Raw genomic sequence first — 25,074 nt, forward strand, 5'->3', positions numbered from 1 at the left:
TCTTTTTACCTAACCAAAGAGCTACTACTTATTGATATATATGGCTGTACACGTATCATAACTTTCGTAATAAGTTCAGTGGTTATGATTTCCGAGTAAAGATATTCACCTAAGATATCTTTCTGCAATTTAATTTCAGTAATATTTTCAAGCGTATGACAAGATATTTGCTTTCCATGAAAAGAGATAACAGCCTTTATCCAACCACCTATTACACAGAATGAGAAAGTTATCTCTAAACCACTATCATCCTTGGTTTGATATGCAAAATGTAAATCATCAACCTCACTAATTTCCATAGGTTCAGATTCAAAAAACCCTAACAATTCTATTTCATCTGGAAATGATTTAATGAACATTATTTTTTCCCATCTTTAGGAATGGTAGTGACAAATCTGCGAGAACCATCAGGCATGATCTCAAAAGCAGTTTCTAACTTTGCAGCCTTCCCTGAAGGGCCAAAAAGTAGAGACTCCCTCACCTCAAACGATTGATTTCCTTTAGTATAAGTTTCTACAACGTTCCCTTTTGTATTCACTACTTGTTTAAAATGTTCGGTAAGGGCACTTGCCCCTTTGTCATTAGTTTCTAACCCCAAGCGGTTCATTGTTTGCGCTAGTTGAGTAGAACGATCTGCGTTATGTTCACTGCTTTTAACATTACCAAAGAGATAGTCAAACTTTCTGGAATCAATAATTGCTTTTGTTCCATTTTCAACAGCAATTATATTATTTCCTGGTATTTTCTTGCCCGGCAATATAATCCCTGCCAGCAACCCGCCCGTGGCTTCCAGCGCAGCCTGATTTCCGCCAGCCGCCTGTGTAACCATATCCGCAATTGCAGACCAGGTTTCTCCCTGCATCAGGGCAGTGACCGTATCCGCCACCGCCTGATTTTTCCCGGCCAGGTCGCTCATGGCCTTGCTGCAGTAGCTGTCGCCCGCAGCACAGGACGCCAGTGCCATGGCCGCATCAGCTGCGTAGTCCGCAGAGCCTAACGCTGCATCACCGGTATCAGCAAGGCCATTGATAATGGCGTTCGCGATGGCAGACGTTGTACCTTCACCCAGCTTTTCCCTGACCTGATTTTTCAGGGATTCAGCAGCCTGTTTCGCCGCTGCACGGGCCTGGTCACCACTCAGCGAGTTATTCTCAACCGCATTCTTCCCGGCCTGCCCCCCGGCAACCGCAGACCCCGTGCTGTCCCCCGCAAGCCCTCCGGCCATCCCCGCCGAAATCGTCGCCAGGGCGCTGACCGTCTGCTTCTGCTCCTCGCTCAGCTTCGACAGGTCGGTCACGTCAGGATAGAGCATCCCCGCTATCGCCTTCGCCGCCAGCTCGCCCGTGGCCGCGCCTGCGGCACCTGCCGCCGCGCTGTTACCCTGGATGGCCGCCACCGCGCCGCCCAGAATGGCATGGGCAATAGTGTTAACCGCCGTATTACCCTCGGTGGCTTTCAGCATATGCGCCAGCTCAGGGGCTGAGGCCCCCGCCAGCGCCCCGGCGATATCCCCGCCTGCCAGCCCCGACAGCGCTGCCGTGGCCGCCTGGATACCCCGCTGCAGTGTGCTGCCCGTTCCGTACTGCGCCATCGCGTTCCCGTAGGCCCGGTCTGCCACGGCTTTATCCGTAACCGGTACCCCTTCCGTGATCAGCTGCTGACGGGCCTCCTCCAGTGCCTGCGGATCTTTCGCTGCTGCCCGCCCGGCCAGCTCTCCCTGCGTCCGGGCGATATCCATGGCCTGGCTGCCAATCTCACCAATCAGCTGCACTTCCTGGAGACGTCGCTGCTCCTTCTCCTTGTCAAATATCGGGCTGATGCTGCCGTTCGCATGCGCCGTATCCCGGCTCAGGTTTGCCACATCCTGCTGCTGGTTCGCTGTGTCACGGACGGTCAGCGTCCCTTCGCTCACCGCCGCCCGGGTGGTGCCCTGTGCATCGCCGCTGTTGCCGCCTCCGGCCAGCAGGCCGTTCGCCATGTTCCCGGCAAACTGGCTGCCAATGCTGCCCCCGGAGCTGATCCCCGCCCCCTGATGTCCGGTCTCAAACTCTGCCCGGTTGTGGATATCGCTGAAGCCCAGCGTGCCGGTGTCGAGGCGGTTCCTGTCCGCATCCGCCGTCGAGGCGATCACCCCGCCGTCGAGCTGCGTGTGGTTGCCCACGGTCACGTCAAAGCCGCCCTTCCCGGCAAAAATCCCGCTCTGCTCCTGGACCGAGTCGTAGTCGCTGGACATTTTGTCCCGGCTGGCGCTGATGCTGCCGGAGAAACCGCCCGCCCCGAAAGTGTACCCCACGCCGCCGCTGACGCTGTGCTGCCTGCTGTCGTAGTGGTCGCTGTCCTGCAGGCTGGTTATCGTCAGGTTGCGCCCGATATCCGCCACCACGGTTTCGCCGCTCACCTGGGCGCCGGCCAGCGTGGTATCGCGCCCGCTGTTAATCGTGAGCTGATTACCCGCATCCACCGTGGTCTCGTTCTGCCAGACCCCGTTGCCCTTCTCGTGCCCTTTGCTGCTGTTGGCGTTCGCGGAGATGCTGAACCCCGCCCCACCGGAACCCACCCCCAGCCCGACGCCGATGCTGCCCCCGCTGCTGCTGTTTTTACCCGACGTCTGCTGCGTATCCTGCGAGGCCAGCAGGTTCACGTCCCGGGCCGCATCCAGCGTCACATCCTGACCGGCCTTGATCTGGCTGCCCGCCACGGTGATGTCGCTCCCGGTGGCCCTGAGGGTAACGTTGCTGCCCGCGTTGAGGGTGCTGCCCGTGGTGGTCTCACTCTGCATATGCGATGAGGATTTAGACGACTGCGAACCCAGCGACGCGCTGATACCTACGGTGTTGGTGTTACCGCTGTCAGAGGTCCCCCTCGCCTGGTCCAGCGCCACCGCCTGCCCGGCCTGCACGCCGGAGAGCGCCGCCTGTGTCCCCTTCAGGGCGGCCAGACGCGAATCGCTGCTCTGCTTCGCGCTTTGCGCCGTCGTGACCGCGCTGTTCAGCGCGCTCCCCGCCATGCCCGACAGCGCCACCGTCAGGCCGCTGCTCTTCTGCTCATACTTCTCATCGCGGGTGCGTTTATCGTGGCCCGGCTCGATTACCACGCTGTCACCGCGAACCGCAATATCCTTCTGCGCGATGATATCCGCCCCGCCGATGTGGGCCTGTTTCCCCGCCGAGATGCTGACGTCGCCGCCCGTCGAGCCGACGGTGCTGAAGCTCCCGCTCTGGGTGGTGCCCTGCTCCCGCAGGTCGTGGGTGGACTTGCTGCTGCCGATGGTGAAGCCAATCCCGCCGGTGCCCATCAGGCCGGACTTTTTGGTCTCCTTAAAGCGCCAGGAGGTGTCGGTGTTGGTGGCCGCCACGATGTCGACGTTGTTACCTGCCGATAACGCCACGTCGCCGTCACCGGCCACTGCCGAGCCTTTCACCAGCAGGTTATTTCCGGCCTGCACCGTCACGTTATCGCCGCTCAGCAGGGAGCCTTTCTCCCGCGTGGCGCTGTCTTCGTTGATGGTGTGGGTGGTCTTTTTACTGAGGAACCCGCTGCTGGTTTTGGTTTTCTCGCGGTAGCGATAGTCGCTCTCGGTCGCGGTGGTCAGGTTGACATCCCGACCCGCCGCCACGCCGATATCGCCCTGCGCCGTCACCTCTGCGGCCTGCGCATTCATGTCGCGCCCGGCGATGAGGGTCGCGTTGCCGCCGCTGGCGATCTCCGTCCCCTGCTGACGCACGGACTCATCGATGGCGGTTTTCTTCTTCGCTTTGCTGCTGGTGCTTTCAGACGTGGCTTCTGCCAGCAGGTTCAGATCGCGACCGGCCTGGATGCCAACATCCCCTTCGGCAGCAATGGCTGCGGCGCGGGCATTGAGATCGTTCCCCGCCAGCAGGGTGAGATCGTCCCCCGCCGTCAGGGTGCTGCGCTGCTGCGTAACGGAAGCCGTCTCTGTTGTTGCGCTGTTGCGCGGCGAACGGCGCTCACTCTGTGTAATCTCGTTGGCGGTGATATTGATATCGTTACCGGCCGCCATGCCGAGGCTACCGCCCGCCGCCACGTTCGCTCCGGTAATGTTGATATCCTGCCCGGCGCGCATCGCCAGCCCGTCCGTTGCGGTGATGGACGAGGTGACGCCCACATCCGTACCGCTTAAGCGCACGCGGCCCGCGTCCACATCCCACGTCTGCGTTTGGGTGACGTTGTTAATGCTGCCCGTAACGCTCTCCAGCCCCACGGTTTTACCGCTGATGGTGGAGCCGATATTGTTGATATCACCCAGCGAGCTCAGATTGAGTCCGCCGCCTGCGCTGAGCAGTCCGGCGTTCAGGTTGCTGATGCTGTTGCTGCTGTCGACAGACAGGCCCTTCTGCGCCAGCAGCGTGCTTCCGCTGTTGGTGACGTTACCGCCCACCAGCTGTACGTTACTCCCGCTAATCACGCTGCCGCTCTGCACCCTGGCGTCCTTCGGAGAGAGGTACACCTTCGGCACCATCACGGTCTGGCCGTTAACGGTGGCGGCTTCCCACCACAGAATACTGTGGTCGAGGGCGGCTATCTGGTCTGCCGTCAGCGCCACCCCGAACTTCAGCCCCAGCGAGGTCTCTGCGCCAGCGGCACTGTCCATCAGGTAGCGCATCTGGTCGAGGTCGGACCCCAGACCGTTGATATAGCGTGTTCCGGTCTGGTTCAGCACGTAGTTGCTGACGTACCGCGTATCAAATGCGGCATCGCCGAGGAAGCGGTAATCGCGATCCGGCTTCAGCCCAAGGCGATCAAGCATGTACGACGACCCCAGGAACTGACTGGTGTCCGTGTATTGAGTGGCCGTTTCACGCGGAGCGGTACCCGGATTAACGCCGAGTAGTTTCCACAGGTCGCCAAACAACGAAGGATCGAGCTGTCCCAGCCCGTCGAGTTTTGGGTTGACGTTGATCAGGTACGGGCTGTCCGGATCGGTGGAGGTGACAAAGTAGCCGTTATTGCCGGAAGGAAGAGGATAGGTGCCGTCGATGCCGCCAGGTACGAGCGTTGTGCCGTCGGCGATGGTCTGACCTTGATCGGTGTTCTGCCAGTCTGGCGCGGTGATCGCCATCGTGTCGGCATCACCCAGCGTCTGCTGATTCGCGCCACCCGCGATGCTTTGTGCTGATGGGGTATTCAGGTCCGGCGCAACAAGGGTATTGCTGATGCGCCCGGCATTTGACGTGGTGTTGGTGTTGCCAATATTGTTGTCGAACACGGCTTGAACAGTGCCGCCAGCCTGAATGACCGCGCGGTAGATATCACCGAGTACCGTTTCCGTGCTTTTACCATCCAGCGTAAAACGAATTTTATCCCAAACAGGATCGGGCAGAGTCACTGTCCCGATATGATCTTGCTCACTTGTGAAGGTGATGATGCTATCAGGGTCTGCATAACCCGCTGTTCCCTGATAGGTATATTTCCAGTAATCCGATGTCGTGGCGTTCTGCCATGACTGGTTGGAGAGCGTATTACCCGTCAGGAAAATATCACCGGAGGCGAGGATCGCACTGGCATTGTTCTCAAGATGATCGGCGTTAATGGACAGATCGTTGCCAGAGCGAATACCAGCTGCACCGCCAGTAGCTGAAACGGAGGTAATCGTCTGGTTGAGGGCAAATTTTTGCTCGTTCTGATCGGCTCGCATGCCCCAGGAGGTGCGGCCTTTATATATAGAACAGTGGGTGTTTACAGCCCCGGTACAGTTTTCAAAAGGGTAGACTGCAATATATTTCCCGTAACTTCCTTCAGGCAGCTGAGAAATATCGATATCGATCGTCGCATTCCCTAACCCGGAAATGGATGAAGGATTTTGGGTGGTTGTGGTCGTGGCAGTCAGGCCATCACGCGTATTCAGTAGATGCCCGGTCCGAAGGATGATATCGCCGTTTGTGGTTTCGATATTCCCCGACGTGTTGATGATTTCGGTGTTCGCCGCCCCGGAAGCATCCTTCTGCATTACCAGGTCATTGCCTGCCAGCATATCGCCCCGCAGGTTCGCAATACGATCCGCAAACAGCGACAGATTATTTCCGGCATACAGCAGCGCGGTATTGATCACCGACCCGGCGGCGGTGAGCGCCATATTGCCAGCGGTGCCGGTAAAGCCATCAAGGGTAATATCGCCCTGGCTGGTCAGGCTGACATCGCCGCCGGCCTGCAGCGAGCCGTTGCTGTTCATGGCAATCTCACTGCCGGAAAGCGAGGTCGTGCCGCCTCCTGCAGTAATCAGGCCATTATTGGTCACCTTGCCCGCGGCGTTCAGCGTGATGCCGTTGCCCTGCAGGGTGCTCTGGTTGACGATGTCGCCCTGGCTGATAACGGTTAGCTGGTTATTTGCTGCCACCACGCCCTGCGCTGTCCAGCTGTTCGCCAGCTTCAGCGTCAGGTTGCCGAGGGCCACAATCTGGCCGATACCGCTGAGGGACGTCGCTTCAGTCAGCAGGTCGCCCCCGCTGAACAGGTTGCCATTGTCGTTGCTGATTTTGTCGCTGGTCAGCGTCAGGCTGTTGTTCCCCAGCAGGGTGCCGCTGTTGGTCAGCGTCTGCGCGTTCACGGTCAGCTGTGCCGCCTGCAGGGTCCCGGCGTTGGTCAGGCTGTTGCCGGTAAAGGTGGCCTCGCGGGCCGCTATCATGGTGCCGCTGTTAGCGAGTTTTGCCGCATTCATTAGCAGGTTCGTCGCCTGCAGCCAGCCTGCCCCGCTGTAGTCAGCGGTGGTCAGCTTCAGCTCATCGCCGGAGAGGATGTTGCCGTTATTTTGCACCTGCGTGGCGCCACTGAGCGTGGAAGGACCATTCCCCTGAATCGTGCCGTTATTGTTCAGCACCGGGGCGGTCACAGCGAGTGCATTCTGGCTGAGAATGATGCCGTTGGTCTGGTTGGTCAACGCCTCCAGCAGCGTGAGCGTCAGGCCGCTGTCGCCCTGCAGACGTCCATCGTTGTTAAGCGTGCGGGCATCAAGCTGGGTGTTATCCCCCTGCATCTGGCCGCTGTTGCTGATGTCGTCCGCCCGAACGGTCAGGCCTGCCCCACTCAGCATTTTCCCCTGCTGCTTCAGGTTGCCCGTCAGGTGCAGGTTAAGTCCGTTGACGCCGCTGATCTCCCCGCCGTTGCTGAGCGAGTCGCCGTCGATAGTGAGGTTTTTCGCGCTCAGCAGCCCCTGGTTGTCGAGGTTTTTCCCACTGAGTCGGGCATGGCCCAGGGCGGTTATTTTGCTGCCGGTGACGGTAGCCATGTCACCGCTTAACGTCAGGGCCAGATCCAACGCACTCTGGATGGCGCCGCTGTTGGTCAAATTTGTGCCTGCCAGGGCGATGTTCTGCCCCTGCAGCCGACCGCTGTTGGTGATCTCCCGGGCGTTAACCGTCAGGGTCTGCTGACTCAGCAGGTCGCCCCGGTTATTCAGGGTGCCGGTCAGGAGCATGTCACCCGCAGCGAGCAGGTTACCGTTGTTGGTGAGCTGCGGTACGTTAAAGGTCAGCTTGCCCTGACTCATCAGGTCGCCGTTGTTCAGCAGGGAGCCGGTTGCGCGGGCGTCAAAATCGCCCGTAGCAAGCGCAGAGCCAGAATGCCGCCAGTCGCCTGCATCAACGCTGAGATGTTGCCCCTGGAGGGTGCCTGCGGTGGTGAGCTGCCCGGCGGTGATATCCAGCGTACCGGCGGTCAGCCAGCGCCCCGCCGTCCCCTGGGCCAGCGTATCTCCGCTAAGGGTCAGCCCTTCGGTGCCCTGCAACAGCCCCGCACCGTTGAGGGTGTTGGCCGCAACCACCAGCGATCCGTCGCTGATAATCCGACCGCTGTTGCCAATCGTCGGAATGGAGAGAGTCAGCCTTGCTGCGCTGTAGAGCGTCCCGTTTTGCTGGTTGTCCAGCTCCCGGGTATCCAGCCGCAGGGACGAATCCCCCTGCAACAGCCCGCTGTTAGTGAGCTTCTGTGACTGCGTATTAAGTGCCGACGCGATCGCCACGCCGCTGTTGTCCAGCTGCGGTGCGCTGAGGGTCATCGTGTTCGCGCTGCTTTTGCCGCTGTGCGCCAGAGTCTCACTGGCGTTGACCGTCAGAGCCTCTTTCGCCGCCTGGGTTCCTTTCAGATCTGCCTGTCTGGCGCTTATGCTCAGGTTACGGCCCTGAATCTGCGCGGCCCCGGTGGTGGTAACCTGCTGTCCTGCCACGCTGAGATCGCCGGTCGCGTTTATCGCGCCGTTAAGCGTCTGACGGGCAGCATTAAGCGACAGCCCATTTCCCGCCACCAGCTGGCCGTTATGCGTCAGGGCGTCGGCGGCCACCGCCAGGTTTTGCCCGGCCGTCATGCGTCCATCGAGCGTGGCGCCGTCCCGGGCATTCACACTGATATGCTGTGCGGCATCCGTTTGGCTGCCAGCATCCTGGGAGATCTGTTGCGCCGTAAGGGAGACATCCCGCCCGGCGGTCAGTTTGGCCTTGCTGTGCGAGAGCGTGCCGCTGGCATTCAGCACCAGGTCACGGTCGCTGTTCAGCGAACCCTCCTGCAGCGCCAGATCGCTCTGGCTGTTCAGGGTGATGTTGCCCCCGGCTTTGTGATCCCCGCTCAGGGCCAGGCTTTCACCCTTCGCGGTAATGGCACCGCTGGCCAGGCTGTTTTTCAGCGTCAGTTTTCCGCTGGCATCCAGCGAAATATCCCCGTCGCGGGCATTGAGATTGCCCAGATTGACGCCCACCCCTTTCTCGCTGGAGACCAGGTGAATACGGTTGGCGTACATCCCACCCAGCGCCCCGGTATCGACCGCCACTTTCGGGGCGTCGCCTTCACCGGGGATCGGGCTGATACTGCCGTCGGCCGCCACCCGGTTGGCCCCCGCCACCACCGTCAATGATTTGGCATGCAGTTGGGCATTCACGTCGGTGGCGCGGGCGATGATCGACACCGCATCGCTCTGGCTGCCGTCCAGGCCCTGGCCTTCAATCAGGATGCTGCCTTTGCTGACGTCCAGCGACTGTAACCGGCCGTTGGCGTCGAGTACCGGCTTGCCGGTGGTCAGCGTCGCGTTGGGGGTATTGATAAACCCGCAGCCGTTACAGGTGATGCCGTAAGGGTTGGCGACGATGACGTTGGCGGCTTTGCCCGCCACTTCGGTATAGCCCTGCAGCTGAGAGCGGTTAGTGCCGGTGACTTCGTTGATAATCCCCGCCGCCTCCCTGCCCGCCGTCAGGTTGGGGTTGTTATGAATAAGCCCGCCGAGCTGGGTCTGATTAGCCTGGCCGGTGGCATTGTTGAGGATCAGCCCCTCTTTGCCGACGTTGTAATCCTGATATTTATTGTGCGAAATGCCCGCGGCATTCGGCGGGGCGATATTGACCACCGGCACGCCGTTGGCGGCTTTATCCAGTTGGGTAGTGCCGGTCGGCGTAAGGTTTGCCGCCACGGCAGGAAGCAGCGGCTGCGTCGCGAGCAGCACGCTCAGTAAGGTGCTCAGTACGCGCCGGGATAAACTTACCTGTTCCTTTTTCATCGTCCCTGTCCCTTAAAATGCCACCGACACGCGGTAATAAATATTCAGATGATCCGGCCCCAGCCAGTCCGGGTAGTCCAGCGGCGTCCCGACGGTGAACTGGCTGGAGAACAGCCGGTTAACGCTGGTCAGCCCGACGGCCGCCCCCCACAGGGTGCCGGAGGCGTAACGGTCGAAACCGTCTTTTTTCAGCCAGCCGCCGTCCAGTGCCGCCAGGGCACCGATCTGCCCGATCCACGGCAGGGTGAAGAGCGATGCGTTGAGTTCGTTACGCCAGTAGCCGCCGTTATCGCCGGAGAGATACTGCTCTTTGAAGCCGCGCACCGAAGTCTCGCCCCCGAGGGTTAAGCGTTCGCTGCCGTACAGACGATCGGGTGACCACTGGAAATAGACGCTGGAGAGCCACCACAGCCTGTCGGTAAGCGGTTGCTGATAGCTGCCGTTGACGCTCCACTTGCGAAACTCCGCTTTTGGCACATCGCCGTGCTTGTCGTTATCATCCTCGGCCCCCAGCCACGGCACGCCCTGGGTGAAGGCCGGGTTGAAGGTCGCCACGCCGCTCGCGATTTTTTGCGTGTGGTTAATGCCCAGCGAAAAACTGGAGAGCTTCCGGCTGCTGGTGGCGAGCAGGACATCGTCGAGATAGTTATGGTTGATGCGGTGGGTCAGGCCCACCGCGGCGCTGGTCTTGATATCGCCGTTGCGGAACAGCACCCAGGAGCCGTTCAGCCGGTGGGTTTCGTTGTCGCCGGTCGAGCGCCAGTGATAGCCGTTGTTATCGATGGTGCTGAGATAGTTGCTCCAGCTGTAGCTGTAATCGAGCAGGCCATAGCCATAGGGCACGCTGACGCCTGCGGCAAAATTCTGCGCATCCTTGCTGCTGGAAAAATCACTGCTGCGCCCGCCGCTGATAAACCATTTATCGGCGATCCCCAGCAGGTTATTGCCGATAAGCACCCCGCTGAGCTGGCCGGTGCCGGTGCTCTTTTGCCCGCTGTTATCAAAGCTGAGCGAGCCGGTAAGCGGGAATTCCGGGGCGGCGGTGAGGTTAACGATGGAGTATCCCTGGCGGTCGCCGGGCAGGATCTCAATCTGAACCGGCGTCTGACGAACCCGGTTCAGCTGCTCCATCCCCTGTTCGATGTCGCGCAGGTTGAGGATCTTGCCCACCCGTCCCGGAAAAGCCATCTTCAGCGTGCGTTCCGGTACCCCCTCCAGCTGAATTTGCTGGAGCTTACCTTCCAGCACCGCGATATGCAGCGTGCCGTGGGTCAGATCCTGCTCGGTCAGAAAGGCGCGGCTGGTGATATAACCCCGGCTGATATACCAGTCGGAGACCGCGTGGGTCAGGTCGTTGAGAGCGGCCATATCGAGGCACTGATTGCGCCAGGGGGCAGTCAGACGGCTTTGGGCAACATCTGGCATGGCGGTGGCACCCTCGAGCACAATCCGGGAGATCACAAAACAGGGGCCGTCAGGGGCAGAAAGTGCAGGAGAGGAAGGCGTCCGGGGAAGAACCGTGCTGCGCTCCAGCTCGTCGCGCTGGCGCTGGTTTTGATCCAGCAGCAGCTGTTGCTGTTGCTGGACGGCACTACGGTCGGCGGGCGACAGGAGCGCTGCGTGGGCACTGCCGATCGGCCACAAAATAATACCCACGAAAAGCCCGATTAACCTGGTCATCCTTACCTTCACAACATCCCCCTGCCTTTTGTCCGTTTTCGGACCGGCGTACAAAAAAGGGGCAAATTATGTCAAAAAGTAAACTCTGTAAATATGAGTAAACGCCCATCCATGCACTTTTCGGACTTTTCCACTGTTCCAGGAATTTATTGAAATCCCGCAGCCGGATTACTTGGCGCAAAATTAACGCATTCCCCCGTCGCGCCATTCATCAGACATGTGTATTATTCCCTGTTGTTTTCCTGACAACTATCCTTAACTCAAATACTTAAGCGCCAAAGCGAAAAGCATCATGAGCACACCGATCAAACGGCTGGAAATCATTAAAAATGCCATCGAGCTGGAAGATGACGACATCATCAAGAGCCAGCTGGCACGGTTAAAAAACGAAGCCTTTGACGAGGAGCTGCTGGCGATCGTCGTGGCGCTTGAGCAGAAAAACTACACCGGGGCGATGGCGGCCATTACCCACTGGCTGCAAAGCCAGCGTGCCGTCACCACGTGGCGCGATCCGCAGCTGGCCGCCAGTAAGCTGGAGCTGAAAGCGCTGGAAGAGCGCCTGCGCGATCTTATCGACAGGCGTAACGCCCGCGTGCAGCAGCTGGATGAATTTAACGATATCTACCTCACCCGCCTCGGCCCGCTGATGAGCCAGATCCTCGCCCTGCGCAAAACCCTGGCGGAGCTCAACCTGCGCCGCCAGCAGGCAGAGACGCGCCGTCGGGAGGCGGACTATCGCCGCTGCCAGCAGTATGTTGCCCAGGCGGTAGAGGTGCTGACCACCCTGACCCAGCACTGGCGCGATCTGCCCGCCGACTCGGTGCAGGCCGCCGCGGCGCGTAAGCATCTGCAGCAGCAAAGCAACCTCATCGCCAATCTGCTGGCCGAAGCCCAGGAGCTGGAAACGGGCCTGACCCGCGAAGAGGAGCCTGCCCGCCAGGCGCGGGACGAGGCCAATGAAGAATATGAAAAATACCGCGAGCAGCAGCATGAAGCGGAAATCCGCCTGCGCAAGGGCCAGGACCTCTCCGAAGAGGATCAGAACGAGTTAAAACGGCTCTGGCGTCAGGCAAGCAAGCTCTGCCACCCGGATCTGGTGGCGGACGATCTGAAGGAAGAGGCCAACGCCATGATGGTGCAGCTGAACCAGGCGAAGCAGCGCGGCGACGTGAAGGCGATCCGCTCCCTGGTGGCCCGTCTGCATCAGGGGCTGGAGCCGCTGATGGCCAGCGACAGGCTCAATGACCTGACCCGTATCCGCAAAAAGATGGCCCAGGTCCGGGAGCAGATCGACACCCTGGTGAGCGAGCTGGCGGAGCTGGAGAAAGAGGAGTCCTGGCTGCTGGTCTCCTCGCTGAGCAATATGGAAGCGTACTTTGCCCAGCAGGAGAGAGCCTTGCACGAGGTGCGCGCCTCTCTCGAACATCAGGTCAGCGAAGCGCAGCTCGACGACGTGGCCTGATTATTTGGCGTGCCAGTACGCACTGGCACGCACCAGCTTCTGATCGATAGCGTCGGTTTCAAACAGGCGACTCAGGTTTTTCACCACCTTCCCTTCCCCGGTCAGCCAGATGAAGTAATCCTCTGCCGGCACGCTGAGCGTCGCCAGACGATCCGCCACCGCCTGCTCGTTATGCCCCACCACCCAGCTGATATTGAACTCGCTTAAGTGGGCCAGATAGTCCTGACAGGCGGCATCAGCCACGGTGACCACGGCGTGAACCTCCGGGCGCACCGGCAGTGCACGCAGAGCTTCCAGACGGCGACGCAGGGCGGGCATGCCCGACTCATCGCAGACGTACAGCTGCCAGGCGTAATCTTCCGGCACCACCAGCGAACCGCGCGGGCCGCCGATGGAGAGGGTGTCCCCCGGCTTAGCGTCCACCGCCCAGCTGCTTGCCACCCCACCGTCGTGGATAAAGAAATCGAGCGCCAGCTCATGACGGGCCGCATCGTACAGCGGGGTGTAATCCCGCGCCTGCGGACGCACGCCGTCACCCCAGTCCACGCCCTCGTCTGTCACCATTGGCGGTACAAAGGTGGTGCCCTTTTCCGGGAAAAAGACTTTGGAATGGTCGTCGAAGCCGCGGGAGCTGAAGCCCTCCAGCGCCTCGCCGCCTAACACGATGCGCTGAAAACCGGCGCTGACGCGCTCCACGCGGAGCACGTTCAGCTCGCGAAAGCGCAGGTCGTTACGGACACGTTGGGGGTAGCGGGTTGTGGTCATAATTTGCCTTCGTGAAAGTGAAATCGATATATCGAAATTGAAAGTTAAATGATAATGATTGCTAATAAGAAAAAATGCAAGATGTTTTAGATTGCATCTAAAACTGCTTTAGATATAAATTAGATATATCAAATTAAAGGAAAATCCTATGCGACAGGCACACGAAGGCGGCGGACGCCGTCAGCGCTTTTTTGGTCACGGTGAGTTAAGGCTGGTGATTCTGGACCTCCTGGCCCGCAATGCCAGCCACGGTTATGAGCTGATTAAAGATATTGAAAGCATGACCCAGGGAAACTATACGCCGAGCCCCGGAGTGATCTATCCGACGCTGGATTTTTTGCAGGATCAGGCATTTATCACCATCACCGAAGAAGAGAACGGGCGCAAACAGATTGCCATCACCGTAGCCGGGCAGCGCTGGCTGGATGAGAACCTGGAGCAGCTTGAGAACATTCAGGCGCGCATCAAAGCACGCTGTGTAGGTTTCCAGCTGCGTAAAAACCCGCAGATGAAGCGGGCTATCGACAATTTTAAAGCGGTGCTGGATTTGAAGGTCAATCAGGAAGGATTGAGCGACGCGCAGCTGAAACAGATTATTGCAGTTATTGACCGCGCGTCGCTGGAGATCAATCAGCTGGATTAAGCAGTAACTTCCCCGCGCACGCGGAACACTTTCACCAGATCTTTCAGGTTCAGCGCCTGCTCGTTCAGGGATGAGGCCGCCGCAACAGACTCCTCCACCAGAGCGGAGTTCTGTTGAGTGGTGGAGTCAATCAGGCCAATCGCGCTGTTGATCTGCGAGATCCCTTCCGTCTGCTCATGGCTGGCCTGGCGGATCTCGCGCAGGATCACATCCATCTCCTCGACGTTACCCACCATGCCGTTAATCAGCCCGCTGGCTTTTTCCACCAGCGCCATCCCGTCCTGGGTCTGGCTGGTTGAGCTTTCAATCAGCTGGCGAATTTCACTGGCCGAGGTGGCGCTTTTCTGCGCCAGCTGGCGAACTTCACCGGCCACTACCGCAAAGCCGCGGCCGTGTTCACCCGCGCGTGCCGCCTCTACCGCCGCGTTCAGCGCCAGAATATTGGTCTGGAAAGCGATGGAGTCGATCAGGTTGATGATGTCGGACATCCGGTTGGAGGTTTCGTTAATCAGGCGCATTTTGCTGGTGACCTGCTTCATCATCTCGCCGTTGTTTTTCACCACTTTGGCCGCATCCGCGGAGAGACTGGTGGCTTCACCGGTATGTGACGCGGTGTTTTTTACCGTCGCGGTGATCTGCTCCATCGATGCCGCCGTTTGTTCCACCGAGCTGGCCTGCTCTTCGGTTCGCGCCGCCAGGTCCTGGTTGCCCGCCACAATCTGCGCCGCCGCGGTGGAGATATTTTCCGAACCGAACTGCACCTGCTGCACAATCTCCAGCAGACGGTTTTTCATCTCCATCAGCGCAGTAAGCAGCTGACCGGTTTCGTCTTTACCGTGGGAGGCAATGCTCCCGGTGAGATCGCCATCGGCAATCGACCGGGCAAAATCGACCGCCTGGCCCAGCGGACGGGTAATTGAACGCACGATAAACCATCCCATCAGGCTGCCCACCGCCACGCTGAACAGGGTGATCAGGATCAGCAGCAGACGGTTGCTTCTGAAGTCGCCGTCCACCTCCACGCATGCGCGTTGCATCTGCTTATTCTGAATGGTAATCAGCTCCTGCACTTTTGCCTTATAGGCCTGCTGCAGGCTGAGGGTGTTGGTCATCATCTCCTGAATCGCACCCGCCCGATCGTTGCTCTGCACCGCCTGCAGGATCCGATAGCGGGAGTCGAGATATTGCTGGCGCACGCCGCGAATATCGGTCAGCACCTGCTGGGACGCCTTGTCCTGCAGGGCGTTGTTCAGATCGCCGAGGATCAGTGTAATGCGCTCGCTGATGGTCTTCAGCTTCTGCTCTGACTGCTCCCGGTACTGGCCCTGGTCGTCCAGCAACATCAGCTGTTGGGTGCTAATAAATTCCTGGAAGTTTTCGATTAACTGGTTCGCTTTTACCGTTGTCGGATAATCGTTGCTGATAATGGATTGCATCCCGTTATTCGCCCGGTTAAGGCTCAACAGAGATAAACTCGCACTTATCCCCATCAGGACAATAAAGAACCCAAACGCCAGAAATAATTTTGTGCCGATCTTTACATCATGTAAGAACATATTTACTCCATCATTGTGATCATTTATCAGACGATCAGCGTTATCGGTAACTTTCACGCTAACTTTATGAGTTTGATCGCTTTTTTATTAAACAAACCAAGCAATGGATAGGCGCAGGCTATTAATTTCGTCTCATCGATCGTTACGTAACCACCAGAGAGGTGTTTTTGACAGAGCATCGGGGAAAACTGACTTAGGCAGGGATAATTAACTGAAGCGGTTTATTTAGTTATTTAATATTACATTAACAGTAACCGATAAAAATAATCACAAATAAAGCCGTTCACCCTGTCAGGAGCAAACGGCCTTTTCGGAACCTTACTGACTCAATGGAGCACGGTAACGGCATCTTCCAGACGTTTAGCCCGGTGCTTCACCATCGCCGAGACCTGGGCGCTGGTTTCGACCAGCGCCGCGTTTTTCTGGGTGATGGAATCCAGTTCGGCTACCGCGCGGGTCAGCTCCGACAGGCCGGAGGCCTGCTCGGACGTAGACTGGCTGATCTCGGCGATCAGCCGGGTGACGTTCTGCACCTTCTCCACAATGTCATCCATGGTGCGTCCGGCGGCATGCACCTGCTCGGAACCGGACATCACCTTGCTGGCGCTGGCGTCGATCAGCTTGCGGATATCGTTGGCGGCACTGGCGCTGCGGCTGGCCAGATGGCGCACTTCCCCGGCCACTACCGCAAAGCCTTTCCCCTGCTCGCCCGCCCTTGCCGCTTCCACTGCCGCGTTCAGCGCCAGGATGTTGGTCTGGAAAGCGATATCGTTAATCAGCTTGGTGATCGAGCCGATACGCTGGGTACTGTCGGCAATTTCATCCATGGTGTTGACCACGGTCTGCATCGCGTGTCCGCCCTGCGTGGCGGCGTCGCTGGCGGCGATGGAGAGCTTATCGGCGTCCACGGCGGTGCGGGTGTTGTTCTGCACCGTCATCGCCAGCTGGTTCATGGTCTCCACGGTCTGCTTCACGTTCGACACCGTCTGATGGGTGCGATCGTTGAGGTCGTCATTCCCCTTCGCCAGCTGGTCGCTGCCGTCGCGCACGTTGATGACCTGGCTGGAGACATCATTGATCAGCCAGCGGCACATCAGGCCGAGCTGCCCGACCGCGCGCAGGGTCAGCCCCAGTTCGTCGCTGCGGTTAAGATGCTCAACGCTGTTGCGTTCGCCTGTCGCCACCTTCAGCGCCTGACGGGCCACGTTCTCGACCGGGCGCACAATCTGCTGCTCAAACAGCAGGGTTCCCAGCAGCATCACCAGCGCGCTGCCCCCCATTGCTGCCCAGCTCGCCCCGGTGGCGAACAGCGCGCCCGCCAGCACCAGGTACAGCGCGGCCATCACGCTGCGTACCCGCCAGCGCAGCGGCATCGCGGGCAGTTTGCCGGTCCAGCCTTTCGCCACCACCAGCCCTTTGTGCACCCGCTTTTTACTGCGGCCTTCGTTGAGTGCTTTATATAAAGGTTCGACGGCGGCAATCTCCTCCGGCGTGGCTTTCACGCGGATGGACATGTACCCGGTGGTCTGGCCGTTGCGCACCATCGGCACGGCGTTAGCGCGTACCCAGTAGTGATCGCCATTTTTACGCAGGTTTTTCACGATGCCGCTCCAGGGCTCACCCTGCTGCAGGGTGTACCACATGTCGGCAAAGGCGGCTTTGGGCATATCGGGGTGGCGAACGAGATTGTGCGGCTGACCTACCAGCTCGCCCAGGGAGTAACCACTCACCTGGACAAAGGTGTCATTGGCCTGGGTAATGTAGCTGTGCAGATCGGTGGTGGACATCAGAGTGGTGTCATCTTTCAGTGGGTATTCACACTGTGTGACAAATTGTTGAGGCGACATAGGCATCCCTTGCAGGTTACTTGAATGTTATTTTTTGGGCGTAACGTTTTTTCGGCGTTAACGAATTTATCTTTAGTTGTTAAACATGCTCGAGATCGCAAAACGGGACTAAACCGCATTTTTTGTGTGTTTTTATAATCTATTGATATTAAATGATTTCGCACCGAAACTACTCCCAAAGGAGGATCGCCCCCTCCGCCCGCCCGGCAACCGATCGCACTAAAACAGGGCGAATGCACTGCAAACGCGCATTCTGCTGTGGGAAAATCCCGATGCGTTGCCGCCGGAATTGCGTTTCGCATGATTAAATATTGTGTAACATTATTTTAACCTGGCGTTTATCCCGATTTTTGTCCCCTCACCGGAAGTGGCGCAAAGCCTGCAATACTTAATCCAGTATCATGTGATACGCCATTCCCGGGAGCACATCTTGAACAGGTTACCCTCCAGCGCATCGGCTCTTGCCTGTACCGCGCACGCACTGAATCTCATTGAGAAGCGAACGCTTGATCATGAGGAGATGAAACAACTTAACCGCGAGGTGATTGATTACTTCAAAGAGCATGTGAATCCCGGGTTTTTGGAATACAGAAAATCGGTAACAGCAGGCGGGGATTACGGAGCCGTAGAGTGGCAGGCGGGAAGTCTTAATACGCTTGTCGACACCCAGGGACAGGAGTTTGTAGATTGCCTGGGTGGATTTGGTATTTTCAACGTGGGGCACCGTAATCCAGTTGTGGTTTCCGCCGTACAAAATCAGCTTGCAAAACAACCCCTTCATAGCCAGGAACTGCTGGATCCCCTGCGGGCGATGCTGGCAAAAACGCTGGCGGCTCTGACGCCGGGGAAACTCAAATACAGTTTCTTCTGTAACAGCGGCACGGAATCGGTCGAAGCGGCGATCAAACTCGCCAAAGCGTACCAGTCGCCGCGCGGGAAATTCACCTTTATTGCCACCAGCGGCGCCTTCCACGGCAAGTCGTTAGGTGCCCTCTCTGCCACGGCGAAATCTGCCTTCCGTAAGCCGTTTATGCCGCTGCTGCCGGGCTTCCGCCATGTGCCGTTCGGCGACATCAACGCCATGCGCTCCGCGCTGTCGGAATGCCGTAAAACCGGCGACGACGTGGCGGCGGTGATCCTCGAGCCCATCCAGGGCGAAGGCGGGGTGATCCTGCCGCCAGTGGGCTATCTGCCGGCGGTACGTAAGCTGTGCGATGAGTTTGGCGCGCTGCTGATCCTGGATGAAGTGCAGACCGGGATGGGGCGTACCGGCAAGATGTTTGCCTGCGAGCACGAGAACGTGCAGCCGGACATCCTGTGCCTGGCCAAAGCGCTGGGCGGCGGCGTGATGCCGATTGGTGCTACCGTCGCCACCGAGGAGGTGTTCTCGGTGCTGTTCGACAATCCTTTCCTGCATACCACTACCTTTGGGGGTAACCCCCTGGCCTGTGCCGCCGCGCTGGCCACCATCAACGTGCTGCTGGAGCAGAACCTGCCCGCTCAGGCGGAGCAGAAAGGCGACATGCTGCTGGATGGCTTCCGCCAGCTCGGGCGTGAATACCCGGACCTGGTACAGGATGCGCGCGGCAAAGGGATGCTGATGGCGATTGAGTTTGTCGATAACGAAACCGGCTACAGCTTCGCGAGCGAGATGTTCCGCCAGCGGGTGCTGGTGGCGGGAACGCTCAACAACTCGAAGACCATCCGCATTGAACCGCCGCTGACGCTGACCATCGAGCAGTGTGAGCTGGTGCTGAAAGCCGCCCGGATGGCGCTGGCGGCACTGCGGGTGAGTGTGACCGAAGCGTAAAACACGCCGGGCGGCGCGATGCTTGCCCGGCCTACACGATCCGCAGAAGTTTGTAGGCCCGGTAAGCGCAGCGCCACCGGGCGTTTTTTACGCCGGCATCAACCCAACAAAACAGCGTTTTTTACGCGGCTCCGACATCAGGTCCTCAAGCTTCTCCACGCACGCCAGATAGTGCGGGGTCTGCTTGTGGGCCTGCACCGCCTCCTCATCCTTGTACGCCTCATAGATAAAGAACCGGGTTTTCACCCGCGGGTCCTGCAGCACGTCGAACCGCAGGTTGCCCGGCTCCTGGATCGCCCCTTCGTGGTTGGCGCGAAACACCTCCAGAAACTCGTCCACCCTGTCCGGTTTGATGTTGATCTCCACTAAGGTCACGTTCATTGCCCTTCTCCTTGTTTTTCCTCCTGCCAGAACTGGTACGCCTCGCGGGCGCTCATCTTCTCATGCACCACCTTCTTCACCGCCTTCAGCATCGCCAGCGGCGCGCTGGACTGGAAGATGTTCCGCCCCATATCGACACCTGACGCGCCCTGGTCGATGGCGCGGAAACACATCTCCAGCGCCTCGTGTTCCGGCAGTTTTTTGCCCCCGGCGATAACAATCGGCACCGGGCAGCTGGCGGTCACTTTCTCGAATCCTTCTTCGACAAAATAGGTTTTGACGAACTGGGCTCCCATCTCGGCGGCGATGCGGCTGGCAAGCGAGAAGTAGCGCGCATCCCGGGCCATCTCCTTGCCGACCCCGGTCACCGCCAGGGTCGGGATGCCGTAACGATTGCCCGCATCCACCAGCTTGATGATGTTATTGATCGACTGGTGTTCATACTCGCTGCCGATATAGACCTGCGCCGCCACCGCGCAGACGTTCAGGCGCAGGGCATCTTCCATCGCCACCGCCACGCACTCGTTGGAGAGCTCGCCGAGCATTGAGTTTCCCCCGGAGGCGCGCAGCAGCACCGGTTTGTTGGTGGCGGGCGGCACGGTGCTGCGGAGAATACCGCGGGTACACATCAGCACGTCGGTTTCGGCAAACAGCGGCGCAATGGAGAGATCGATGCGCTCCAGCCCGGTGGTCGGCCCCTGGAAATAACCATGATCGAAGGCCAGCATCACCGTGCGGTTGCTGGCGGGATTGAAGATCCGCGCCAGCCGCGACTGCATTCCCCAGTCCAGCGCCCCGCACCCCTTCAGGGTAAAAGGCACGTTCTGCTGCGGTCGGTCGATGCCAAAGTTCTTACCTTCTTTGATGTCGTCTAAATCAGCCATGTTCCCCCCTGTCAGAAGTCGTAGTTGTTGATGTTCTCTTTGGTGAACACCACCCGCTCCGGCAGCAGCACGATGCCATTGCCTTTCGCTTCATACTGATAGCCCTGGACGCTGTTCGGCTCCACCTTCAGCGTGCCGATATCCTTCACCTCCACGCTGTCGCCGACGTTAAGATCGCCTTTTTTCAGCAAACGATCGGCGACATTGACCGCAATTTTGCCCTGTTGCACCACATCCCACAGACCAAAGGCTTTCACCGTGCCGCGCTCCACGTACGGACGCATCACGTTCGGGGTACTGAAGCCGACGATCGCCACCCCTTCACGCTTCAGGTTCTCTGCCGCCTGGGCCGCCGCTGGCAGGGCGTTGGCGTCCGGGGCGATGATCGCATCCAGATCCGGATAGGCTTTTAAGATCCCTTCGGCGGTCTGCAGGGATTTGGTGGCATCGTTATAGCCAAACTGGGTGGTGACGATCTGCCACTCGGGGTGCTCTTTGGCGATTTTGGCTTTCGCCGCGTTCACCCACTGGTTCTGATCGGTAACGGTGGGGCTGGAGTAGAAGAACGCCACTTTGGCGGCCGGTTTGGTGACCTGCTTCGAGGCCATATCCACCAGCAGGCCGCCGAGCTGTTCCGGGGTGCCCTGGTTGATGTAGATGCTGCGGCACTCCGGTTTGGTGTCGGAATCCCAGGTCAGGACTTTCACCCCGCGCTGCATGGCGCGCTTCAACGCCGGACAGAGCCCATCCGGCGACACCGCCGAGACGATAATGGCGTTATAGCCCTGGTTGACGAAGTTATTGATCAGCTGCACCTGCCCGGAGACGCTCGGCTCGGTCGGGCCATCGTAGGTGACCTCCGCCCCCAGCGCTTTACCCGCCTCTTTTGCGCCGTTACCGCCGCTGGTAAAGAAGCCGACCCCCACCAGTTTCGGGATAAACGCGATGCGATCCGCCGCCTGCGCCGTCGCCACGCTTAACGCCACGGCCAGCACCATCAGTTTTATTTTCATCATACGCTCCGGGTATTTTTTGTGAGAAGAGACCGCACCCATTCACGATGCAGACTCAGCGAACGCCCCATCACCACCACAACCAGCAGCGCCCCTGACAGCGCGCTCGACACCTGATTGGGGATGCCAACCATCTGTAACCCCTGCTGCAGATACCCCACCAGCAATGCCGCCAGCGCCGTACCCAGTACCGAACCTGAACCGCCGTAGATATTCGCCCCGCCAAGCACCGCCGCGGTGAGCGCTGGCATCAGCAGGTCGCGCCCCAGATCGGAACGCGCCGAGCCGAAATAGGAGACCATCACCAGAGCGGCAATCGCCGAGGCCACACCCACCAGGCCATACAGCGCATAGGGCATGCCGTTCACCGACAGGGCCGCATAGCGCGCCGCGCGGGGGTTTTGCCCAATCAGAAACAGGTGACGGCCAAAGCGCCCGCGGTGAACGATCAGCCAGAAGAAGAAAGTAATAAATGCGAACAGCACCAGCGGGATCGGCAGGCCGAGAACCGTGAGGTTGGCAAAGGCGGTGAAGCTCTCCGGGAAGCCGCCAATGCCTTCGTAGCCGGTCGCCCCGGCCATCCCCGAGAGCAGCAGCGCTCCGCCGCCGTACAGGTAGAGCGTGCCGAGGGTGATCACCAGCGGACTGATGCCGGTGTAGTGGATCAGTGCCGCGTTAAACAGGCCGCACAGCAGCCCGAGCAGCAGGGTAAGCGGGACCGCCGCCACCATCGGCACACCGGACTGCATCATCACCCCCAGGGCGATGGCGCACAGGCCGATGGTCGAGCCCAGCGAGATGTCGATCCCGCCGCTGATAATCACCAGCGTCAGCGGCAGGGCCACGATGCCGATGCAGATAAAATCGCTGGTGCTGAACAGCAGCATGTTGATGTCGAGCATCCGCGGATTGAGGGCGCCAAACAGCAGGATCTCCAGCACCAGTAACAGCAGCAGCGCCCACTCCCAGTTAAGCTTCATCTACGCCACCTCTTTGTTGCGTTTGCGAAACGGGGTGACGTGCTTCCCCCCTTTGTTGCCCGGCTGGAAACGGCTGTACTTCAGCGCCCGCTGATGACGCGCCAGCGCCTGGCGCAGTCGTCCATCGAGCACCAGCACCCCCAGCAGCACGAGGCCAGCGATAAAGTCGTTCCACCAGGCCGGGAGACGGAACAGCACCAGTACGGTGTCGATCTGAGTCAGGAAGAAGGCCCCCAGCAGCGCGCCGATTAAGGTCCCGGTGCCGCCGAGCAGGGAGATGCCCCCCAGCACGCAGGCGGCGATGGCCTTCATCTCCAGCCCGCTGCCGGTCTGGTTCGGCACGAAGCCGATCTGCGCGGCGAAGACGATCCCGGCGCAGGCCGCCAGCACGCCGTTAAGGGTGAAGGCCGCCATCCGGGTGCGGTTCACCGCCACGCCCAGCTGACGGGCGGCGGCAAGGTTATCCCCGACGGCGTAAAAATCCCGGCCAAAGGCGGTGCGCGACAGGATCCACGCCCCGAGAGCGGCGATCGCCAGCACCACCATCCCCAGCGGCGAGATGCCGAGCGCCACCGGCTCCGACAGCGCTTTCAGGCTTACCGGCAGGCCTTCAATCCACTTCCCGCCGGTCCAGAGCAGCATCACCCCGCGCCACAGCCCCAGCGTGCCGAGGGTGGCGACAATCGCCGGAATGCGCAGCCCCACTACCAGCAGGCCGTTGAAGGCCCCCGCCAGTGCCCCGATCGCCAGCGCAAACAGGATCGCCACCGGCAGGCCGTAGCCGTTGTTCAGCGCTACCCCCACGGCGATGGCGCACAGCCCGACAATCGAGCCGACCGAGACGTCGATATTGCGGGTCAGCATCACCAGCCCGGCACCGAGCGCCAGCAGGATCAGGATCTGCGAACTGGCAAAGATCATCCCCAGGGTCTGCAGGCTGAGGTAGGCCGGGTTGAGCGCTACCAGCACCACAAACAGGGCGAGGATCGCCAGCAGCGCGCTGAGCTCGCGGTTTTTCAGGAGTGTTTTCATGCCTGTCCTCCAAAGGCCAGGGCCATCATGCGGTCAAGGCTGACGGCGTGGCGCGGCAGTTCCCCGCTCAGCACCCCCTGATGCATCACCAGCACCCGATCTGCGAGACCGGGGAACTCATCCATGTCGCTGGAGATCATCAGCACCGCCACGTTTTGCGCCGCCACGCTTTTGATCAGCTGATAGATATCAGCCCGGGCCGAGACGTCCACCCCGCGGGTCGGTTCATCGACGATCAGCAGCAGCGGATTGGCCTCCAGGCAGCGGGCCAGCAGCACCTTCTGCTGATTGCCCCCCGACAGGGTGCGCACGGTCTGATCCGGACTGTTGAGTTTGATCCCCAGCGCCCGGTGATAGCGTTCCACCACCGCCGCCTCGCGTTTGCGCTGCTGCCAGAGCGAGGGTTCATTCAGGGCCACCGTGTTCCAGCGGACCGGCGCATCTAGAAACAGGCCGGATACCTGCCTGTCCTCCGGGAGATAGACCAGCCCCTTCTCCAGCCGGGCACTGACCGGATCGCTGTCGATCTGCTGGTTTTCGAGCCAGATCTTGCCCCCACGTGGCGGGCGCAGGCCGTACAGGGTTTCGGCAAACTCGGTGCGCCCGGAACCCACCAGCCCGGCCAGGCCGACGATCTCCCCGGCGTAGATCTCAAGATCCAGATCGATAAAGCCTTCCCCGGTAAGGCTCTCCACCCGCAGGACCGGGAAATCCTGGGCCTGGGTGCGGCGATTGCCCGGCAGCGCCAGCCACAGCTTTTGCGTGTCGCTCAGCCCCTGTTCGCGGCTGACCGGGGTCATGGCGGCGATCAGCGCGTTATCATCAAACTGCGCGGTTTCACCGCTCAGGACGATCGCCCCGTCGCGCATCACCGAGACGTGGCTGGCGAGCTGGCGGATTTCGGGCAACTTGTGGGAGATAAAGACGATGCCAACCCCCGCGGCCTGTAAGGCGCGGATCTGGCGGAACAGGCGTTCGGTTTCACCCGGCGTCAGCGAGGCGGTGGGCTCATCGAGGATCAGGATCTTCGCCTCGCGCATCAGCCCGCGCAGGATCTCCACCATCTGCTGATCCGCCACCTCCAGCGTGCTGGCGGCAGCCTCTAAATTGAGCTGGCACTGGAGCTGCTCCAGCTTATCGGCCAGCCGTCGGGCGATATCCTGTCCACGCGGCAGACGGAAGAGAATGTTTTCCCGCACGCTGAGGTTCGGGAACAGCATCGGCTCCTGAGGCACCAGATAGATGCCAAGCTGGTGCGCCTGGCCCGGTTTCAGGCGAGCAAAAGGCTGCCCGGCGATAGAAAGTTCACCGCGGTCGGCAGTTTCAACTCCGGCGACGATCTTCATCAGGGTCGATTTCCCCGCGCCGTTGCCGCCCATCAGGGCGTGTACCTGTCCCGCAAGCAGAGTGAAATCAATGTTTTTCAGTACAGGAACGCCGGAAAACTGCTTCTGGATCCCGCGCGCCTCGATAAGTGCTGTCATTATCGCTCCGCTATTGAACAAATGATTTTTGAAATTAATAA

Annotated in this window: 15 protein-coding genes; 3 read left to right on the forward strand and 12 right to left on the reverse strand. The window is 59.6% G+C overall.

Annotated features, from left to right (window positions below):
* Window positions 1-5: 5 nt before the first annotated feature.
* The 3 genes from G7090_RS20240 to G7090_RS20250 are packed head-to-tail and all read right to left on the reverse strand — an operon-like array spanning window position 6 to window position 11,176.
* Window positions 6-359, reverse strand: coding sequence for a hypothetical protein (locus tag G7090_RS20240; RefSeq protein ID WP_166184118.1), 354 nt, complete (start codon window positions 357-359; stop codon window positions 6-8).
* The gene (locus G7090_RS20245; protein ID WP_166184120.1) at window positions 359-9,496 is read right to left on the reverse strand and encodes a hemagglutinin repeat-containing protein; all 9,138 of its coding nucleotides are present in this window, start codon (window positions 9,494-9,496) and stop codon (window positions 359-361) included. The genes G7090_RS20240 and G7090_RS20245 overlap by 1 nt, the downstream gene beginning before the upstream one ends.
* A gap of 12 nt (window positions 9,497-9,508) precedes the next feature.
* The gene (locus tag G7090_RS20250; RefSeq protein ID WP_166184123.1) at window positions 9,509-11,176 is read right to left on the reverse strand and encodes a ShlB/FhaC/HecB family hemolysin secretion/activation protein; all 1,668 of its coding nucleotides are present in this window, start codon (window positions 11,174-11,176) and stop codon (window positions 9,509-9,511) included.
* A 292-nt stretch (window positions 11,177-11,468) separates the two neighbouring features.
* Here G7090_RS20250 and G7090_RS20255 point away from each other — a divergent pair, with 292 nt between their 5' ends.
* Window positions 11,469-12,638 (forward strand): DNA repair protein, encoded by a 1,170-nt coding sequence (locus G7090_RS20255; RefSeq protein WP_166184125.1) that lies wholly within the window; start codon window positions 11,469-11,471, stop codon window positions 12,636-12,638.
* Here G7090_RS20255 and G7090_RS20260 read toward each other — a convergent pair whose 3' ends face one another.
* Window positions 12,639-13,403 carry a siderophore-interacting protein gene (locus tag G7090_RS20260; protein WP_166184127.1) on the reverse strand — a complete coding sequence of 255 codons (765 nt, stop codon included), beginning with the start codon at window positions 13,401-13,403 and terminating at the stop codon, window positions 12,639-12,641.
* Window positions 13,404-13,551: 148 nt separating this feature from the next.
* On the opposite strand from G7090_RS20260, the gene G7090_RS20265 reads away from it, so the two are divergent.
* Complete coding sequence (locus tag G7090_RS20265; protein ID WP_166184129.1) at window positions 13,552-14,046, forward strand: PadR family transcriptional regulator; 495 nt, start codon at window positions 13,552-13,554, stop codon at window positions 14,044-14,046.
* Here G7090_RS20265 and G7090_RS20270 read toward each other — a convergent pair.
* Together G7090_RS20270 and G7090_RS20275 are read right to left on the reverse strand one after the other, a co-directional pair.
* Window positions 14,043-15,602, reverse strand: coding sequence for a methyl-accepting chemotaxis protein (locus tag G7090_RS20270; RefSeq protein ID WP_166184131.1), 1,560 nt, complete (start codon window positions 15,600-15,602; stop codon window positions 14,043-14,045). The two genes, G7090_RS20265 and G7090_RS20270, sit on opposite strands and share 4 nt — an antisense overlap.
* 326 nt (window positions 15,603-15,928) lie before the next feature.
* Window positions 15,929-17,449 carry a PAS domain-containing methyl-accepting chemotaxis protein gene (locus G7090_RS20275; RefSeq protein WP_166184133.1) on the reverse strand — a complete coding sequence of 507 codons (1,521 nt, stop codon included), beginning with the start codon at window positions 17,447-17,449 and terminating at the stop codon, window positions 15,929-15,931.
* A 430-nt stretch (window positions 17,450-17,879) separates the two neighbouring features.
* Between G7090_RS20275 and ygjG the strand changes: the two genes are divergently transcribed.
* Window positions 17,880-19,259, forward strand: a complete 1,380-nt coding sequence (gene ygjG, locus G7090_RS20280; RefSeq protein ID WP_181247302.1) for a putrescine aminotransferase — start codon at window positions 17,880-17,882, stop codon at window positions 19,257-19,259.
* Window positions 19,260-19,346: 87 nt separating this feature from the next.
* Here ygjG and lsrG read toward each other — a convergent pair whose 3' ends face one another.
* Genes lsrG through lsrA form a run of 6 tightly spaced genes read right to left on the reverse strand, consistent with a single transcriptional unit; the run spans window position 19,347 to window position 25,033 of the window.
* Window positions 19,347-19,640, reverse strand: coding sequence for a (4S)-4-hydroxy-5-phosphonooxypentane-2,3-dione isomerase (gene lsrG, locus G7090_RS20285; protein ID WP_166184135.1), 294 nt, complete (start codon window positions 19,638-19,640; stop codon window positions 19,347-19,349).
* Window positions 19,637-20,524 (reverse strand): 3-hydroxy-5-phosphonooxypentane-2,4-dione thiolase, encoded by an 888-nt coding sequence (lsrF, locus tag G7090_RS20290; RefSeq protein WP_166184137.1) that lies wholly within the window; start codon window positions 20,522-20,524, stop codon window positions 19,637-19,639. The genes lsrG and lsrF overlap by 4 nt, the downstream gene beginning before the upstream one ends.
* An 11-nt stretch (window positions 20,525-20,535) precedes the next feature.
* Window positions 20,536-21,537 carry an autoinducer 2 ABC transporter substrate-binding protein LsrB gene (lsrB, locus tag G7090_RS20295; protein WP_106994752.1) on the reverse strand — a complete coding sequence of 334 codons (1,002 nt, stop codon included), beginning with the start codon at window positions 21,535-21,537 and terminating at the stop codon, window positions 20,536-20,538.
* Window positions 21,537-22,517 (reverse strand): autoinducer 2 ABC transporter permease LsrD, encoded by a 981-nt coding sequence (gene lsrD / locus G7090_RS20300; protein ID WP_166184140.1) that lies wholly within the window; start codon window positions 22,515-22,517, stop codon window positions 21,537-21,539. Before lsrD ends, lsrB begins: the two co-directional genes overlap by 1 nt.
* Window positions 22,518-23,549 carry an autoinducer 2 ABC transporter permease LsrC gene (lsrC, locus tag G7090_RS20305; protein WP_106994754.1) on the reverse strand — a complete coding sequence of 344 codons (1,032 nt, stop codon included), beginning with the start codon at window positions 23,547-23,549 and terminating at the stop codon, window positions 22,518-22,520.
* Window positions 23,546-25,033, reverse strand: a complete 1,488-nt coding sequence (gene lsrA, locus G7090_RS20310; RefSeq protein ID WP_166184142.1) for an autoinducer 2 ABC transporter ATP-binding protein LsrA — start codon at window positions 25,031-25,033, stop codon at window positions 23,546-23,548. The genes lsrC and lsrA overlap by 4 nt, the downstream gene beginning before the upstream one ends.
* Window positions 25,034-25,074: the final 41 nt, after the last annotated feature.

Origin of the sequence: Leclercia sp. 29361, assembly GCF_011290365.1 — a bacterium.
Lineage (GTDB): Bacteria > Pseudomonadota > Gammaproteobacteria > Enterobacterales > Enterobacteriaceae > Enterobacter > Enterobacter tamurae.

What these genes read in the sequence shown, in the direction of transcription:
- G7090_RS20265 (WP_166184129.1), top strand. Translation starts at nt 13,552, where the DNA reads ATGCGACAGGCACACGAAGGCGGCGGACGCCGTCAGCGCTTTTTTGGT.
- G7090_RS20250 (WP_166184123.1), bottom strand. Translation starts at nt 11,176, where the DNA reads ATGACCAGGTTAATCGGGCTTTTCGTGGGTATTATTTTGTGGCCGATC.
- G7090_RS20260 (WP_166184127.1), bottom strand. Translation starts at nt 13,403, where the DNA reads ATGACCACAACCCGCTACCCCCAACGTGTCCGTAACGACCTGCGCTTT.
- lsrA (WP_166184142.1), bottom strand. Translation starts at nt 25,033, where the DNA reads ATGACAGCACTTATCGAGGCGCGCGGGATCCAGAAGCAGTTTTCCGGC.
- lsrF (WP_166184137.1), bottom strand. Translation starts at nt 20,524, where the DNA reads ATGGCTGATTTAGACGACATCAAAGAAGGTAAGAACTTTGGCATCGAC.
- lsrD (WP_166184140.1), bottom strand. Translation starts at nt 22,517, where the DNA reads ATGAAGCTTAACTGGGAGTGGGCGCTGCTGCTGTTACTGGTGCTGGAG.
- G7090_RS20275 (WP_166184133.1), bottom strand. Translation starts at nt 17,449, where the DNA reads ATGTCGCCTCAACAATTTGTCACACAGTGTGAATACCCACTGAAAGAT.
- G7090_RS20270 (WP_166184131.1), bottom strand. Translation starts at nt 15,602, where the DNA reads ATGTTCTTACATGATGTAAAGATCGGCACAAAATTATTTCTGGCGTTT.
- lsrB (WP_106994752.1), bottom strand. Translation starts at nt 21,537, where the DNA reads ATGAAAATAAAACTGATGGTGCTGGCCGTGGCGTTAAGCGTGGCGACG.
- lsrG (WP_166184135.1), bottom strand. Translation starts at nt 19,640, where the DNA reads ATGAACGTGACCTTAGTGGAGATCAACATCAAACCGGACAGGGTGGAC.
- lsrC (WP_106994754.1), bottom strand. Translation starts at nt 23,549, where the DNA reads ATGAAAACACTCCTGAAAAACCGCGAGCTCAGCGCGCTGCTGGCGATC.
- G7090_RS20245 (WP_166184120.1), bottom strand. Translation starts at nt 9,496, where the DNA reads ATGAAAAAGGAACAGGTAAGTTTATCCCGGCGCGTACTGAGCACCTTA.
- G7090_RS20240 (WP_166184118.1), bottom strand. Translation starts at nt 359, where the DNA reads ATGTTCATTAAATCATTTCCAGATGAAATAGAATTGTTAGGGTTTTTT.
- G7090_RS20255 (WP_166184125.1), top strand. Translation starts at nt 11,469, where the DNA reads ATGAGCACACCGATCAAACGGCTGGAAATCATTAAAAATGCCATCGAG.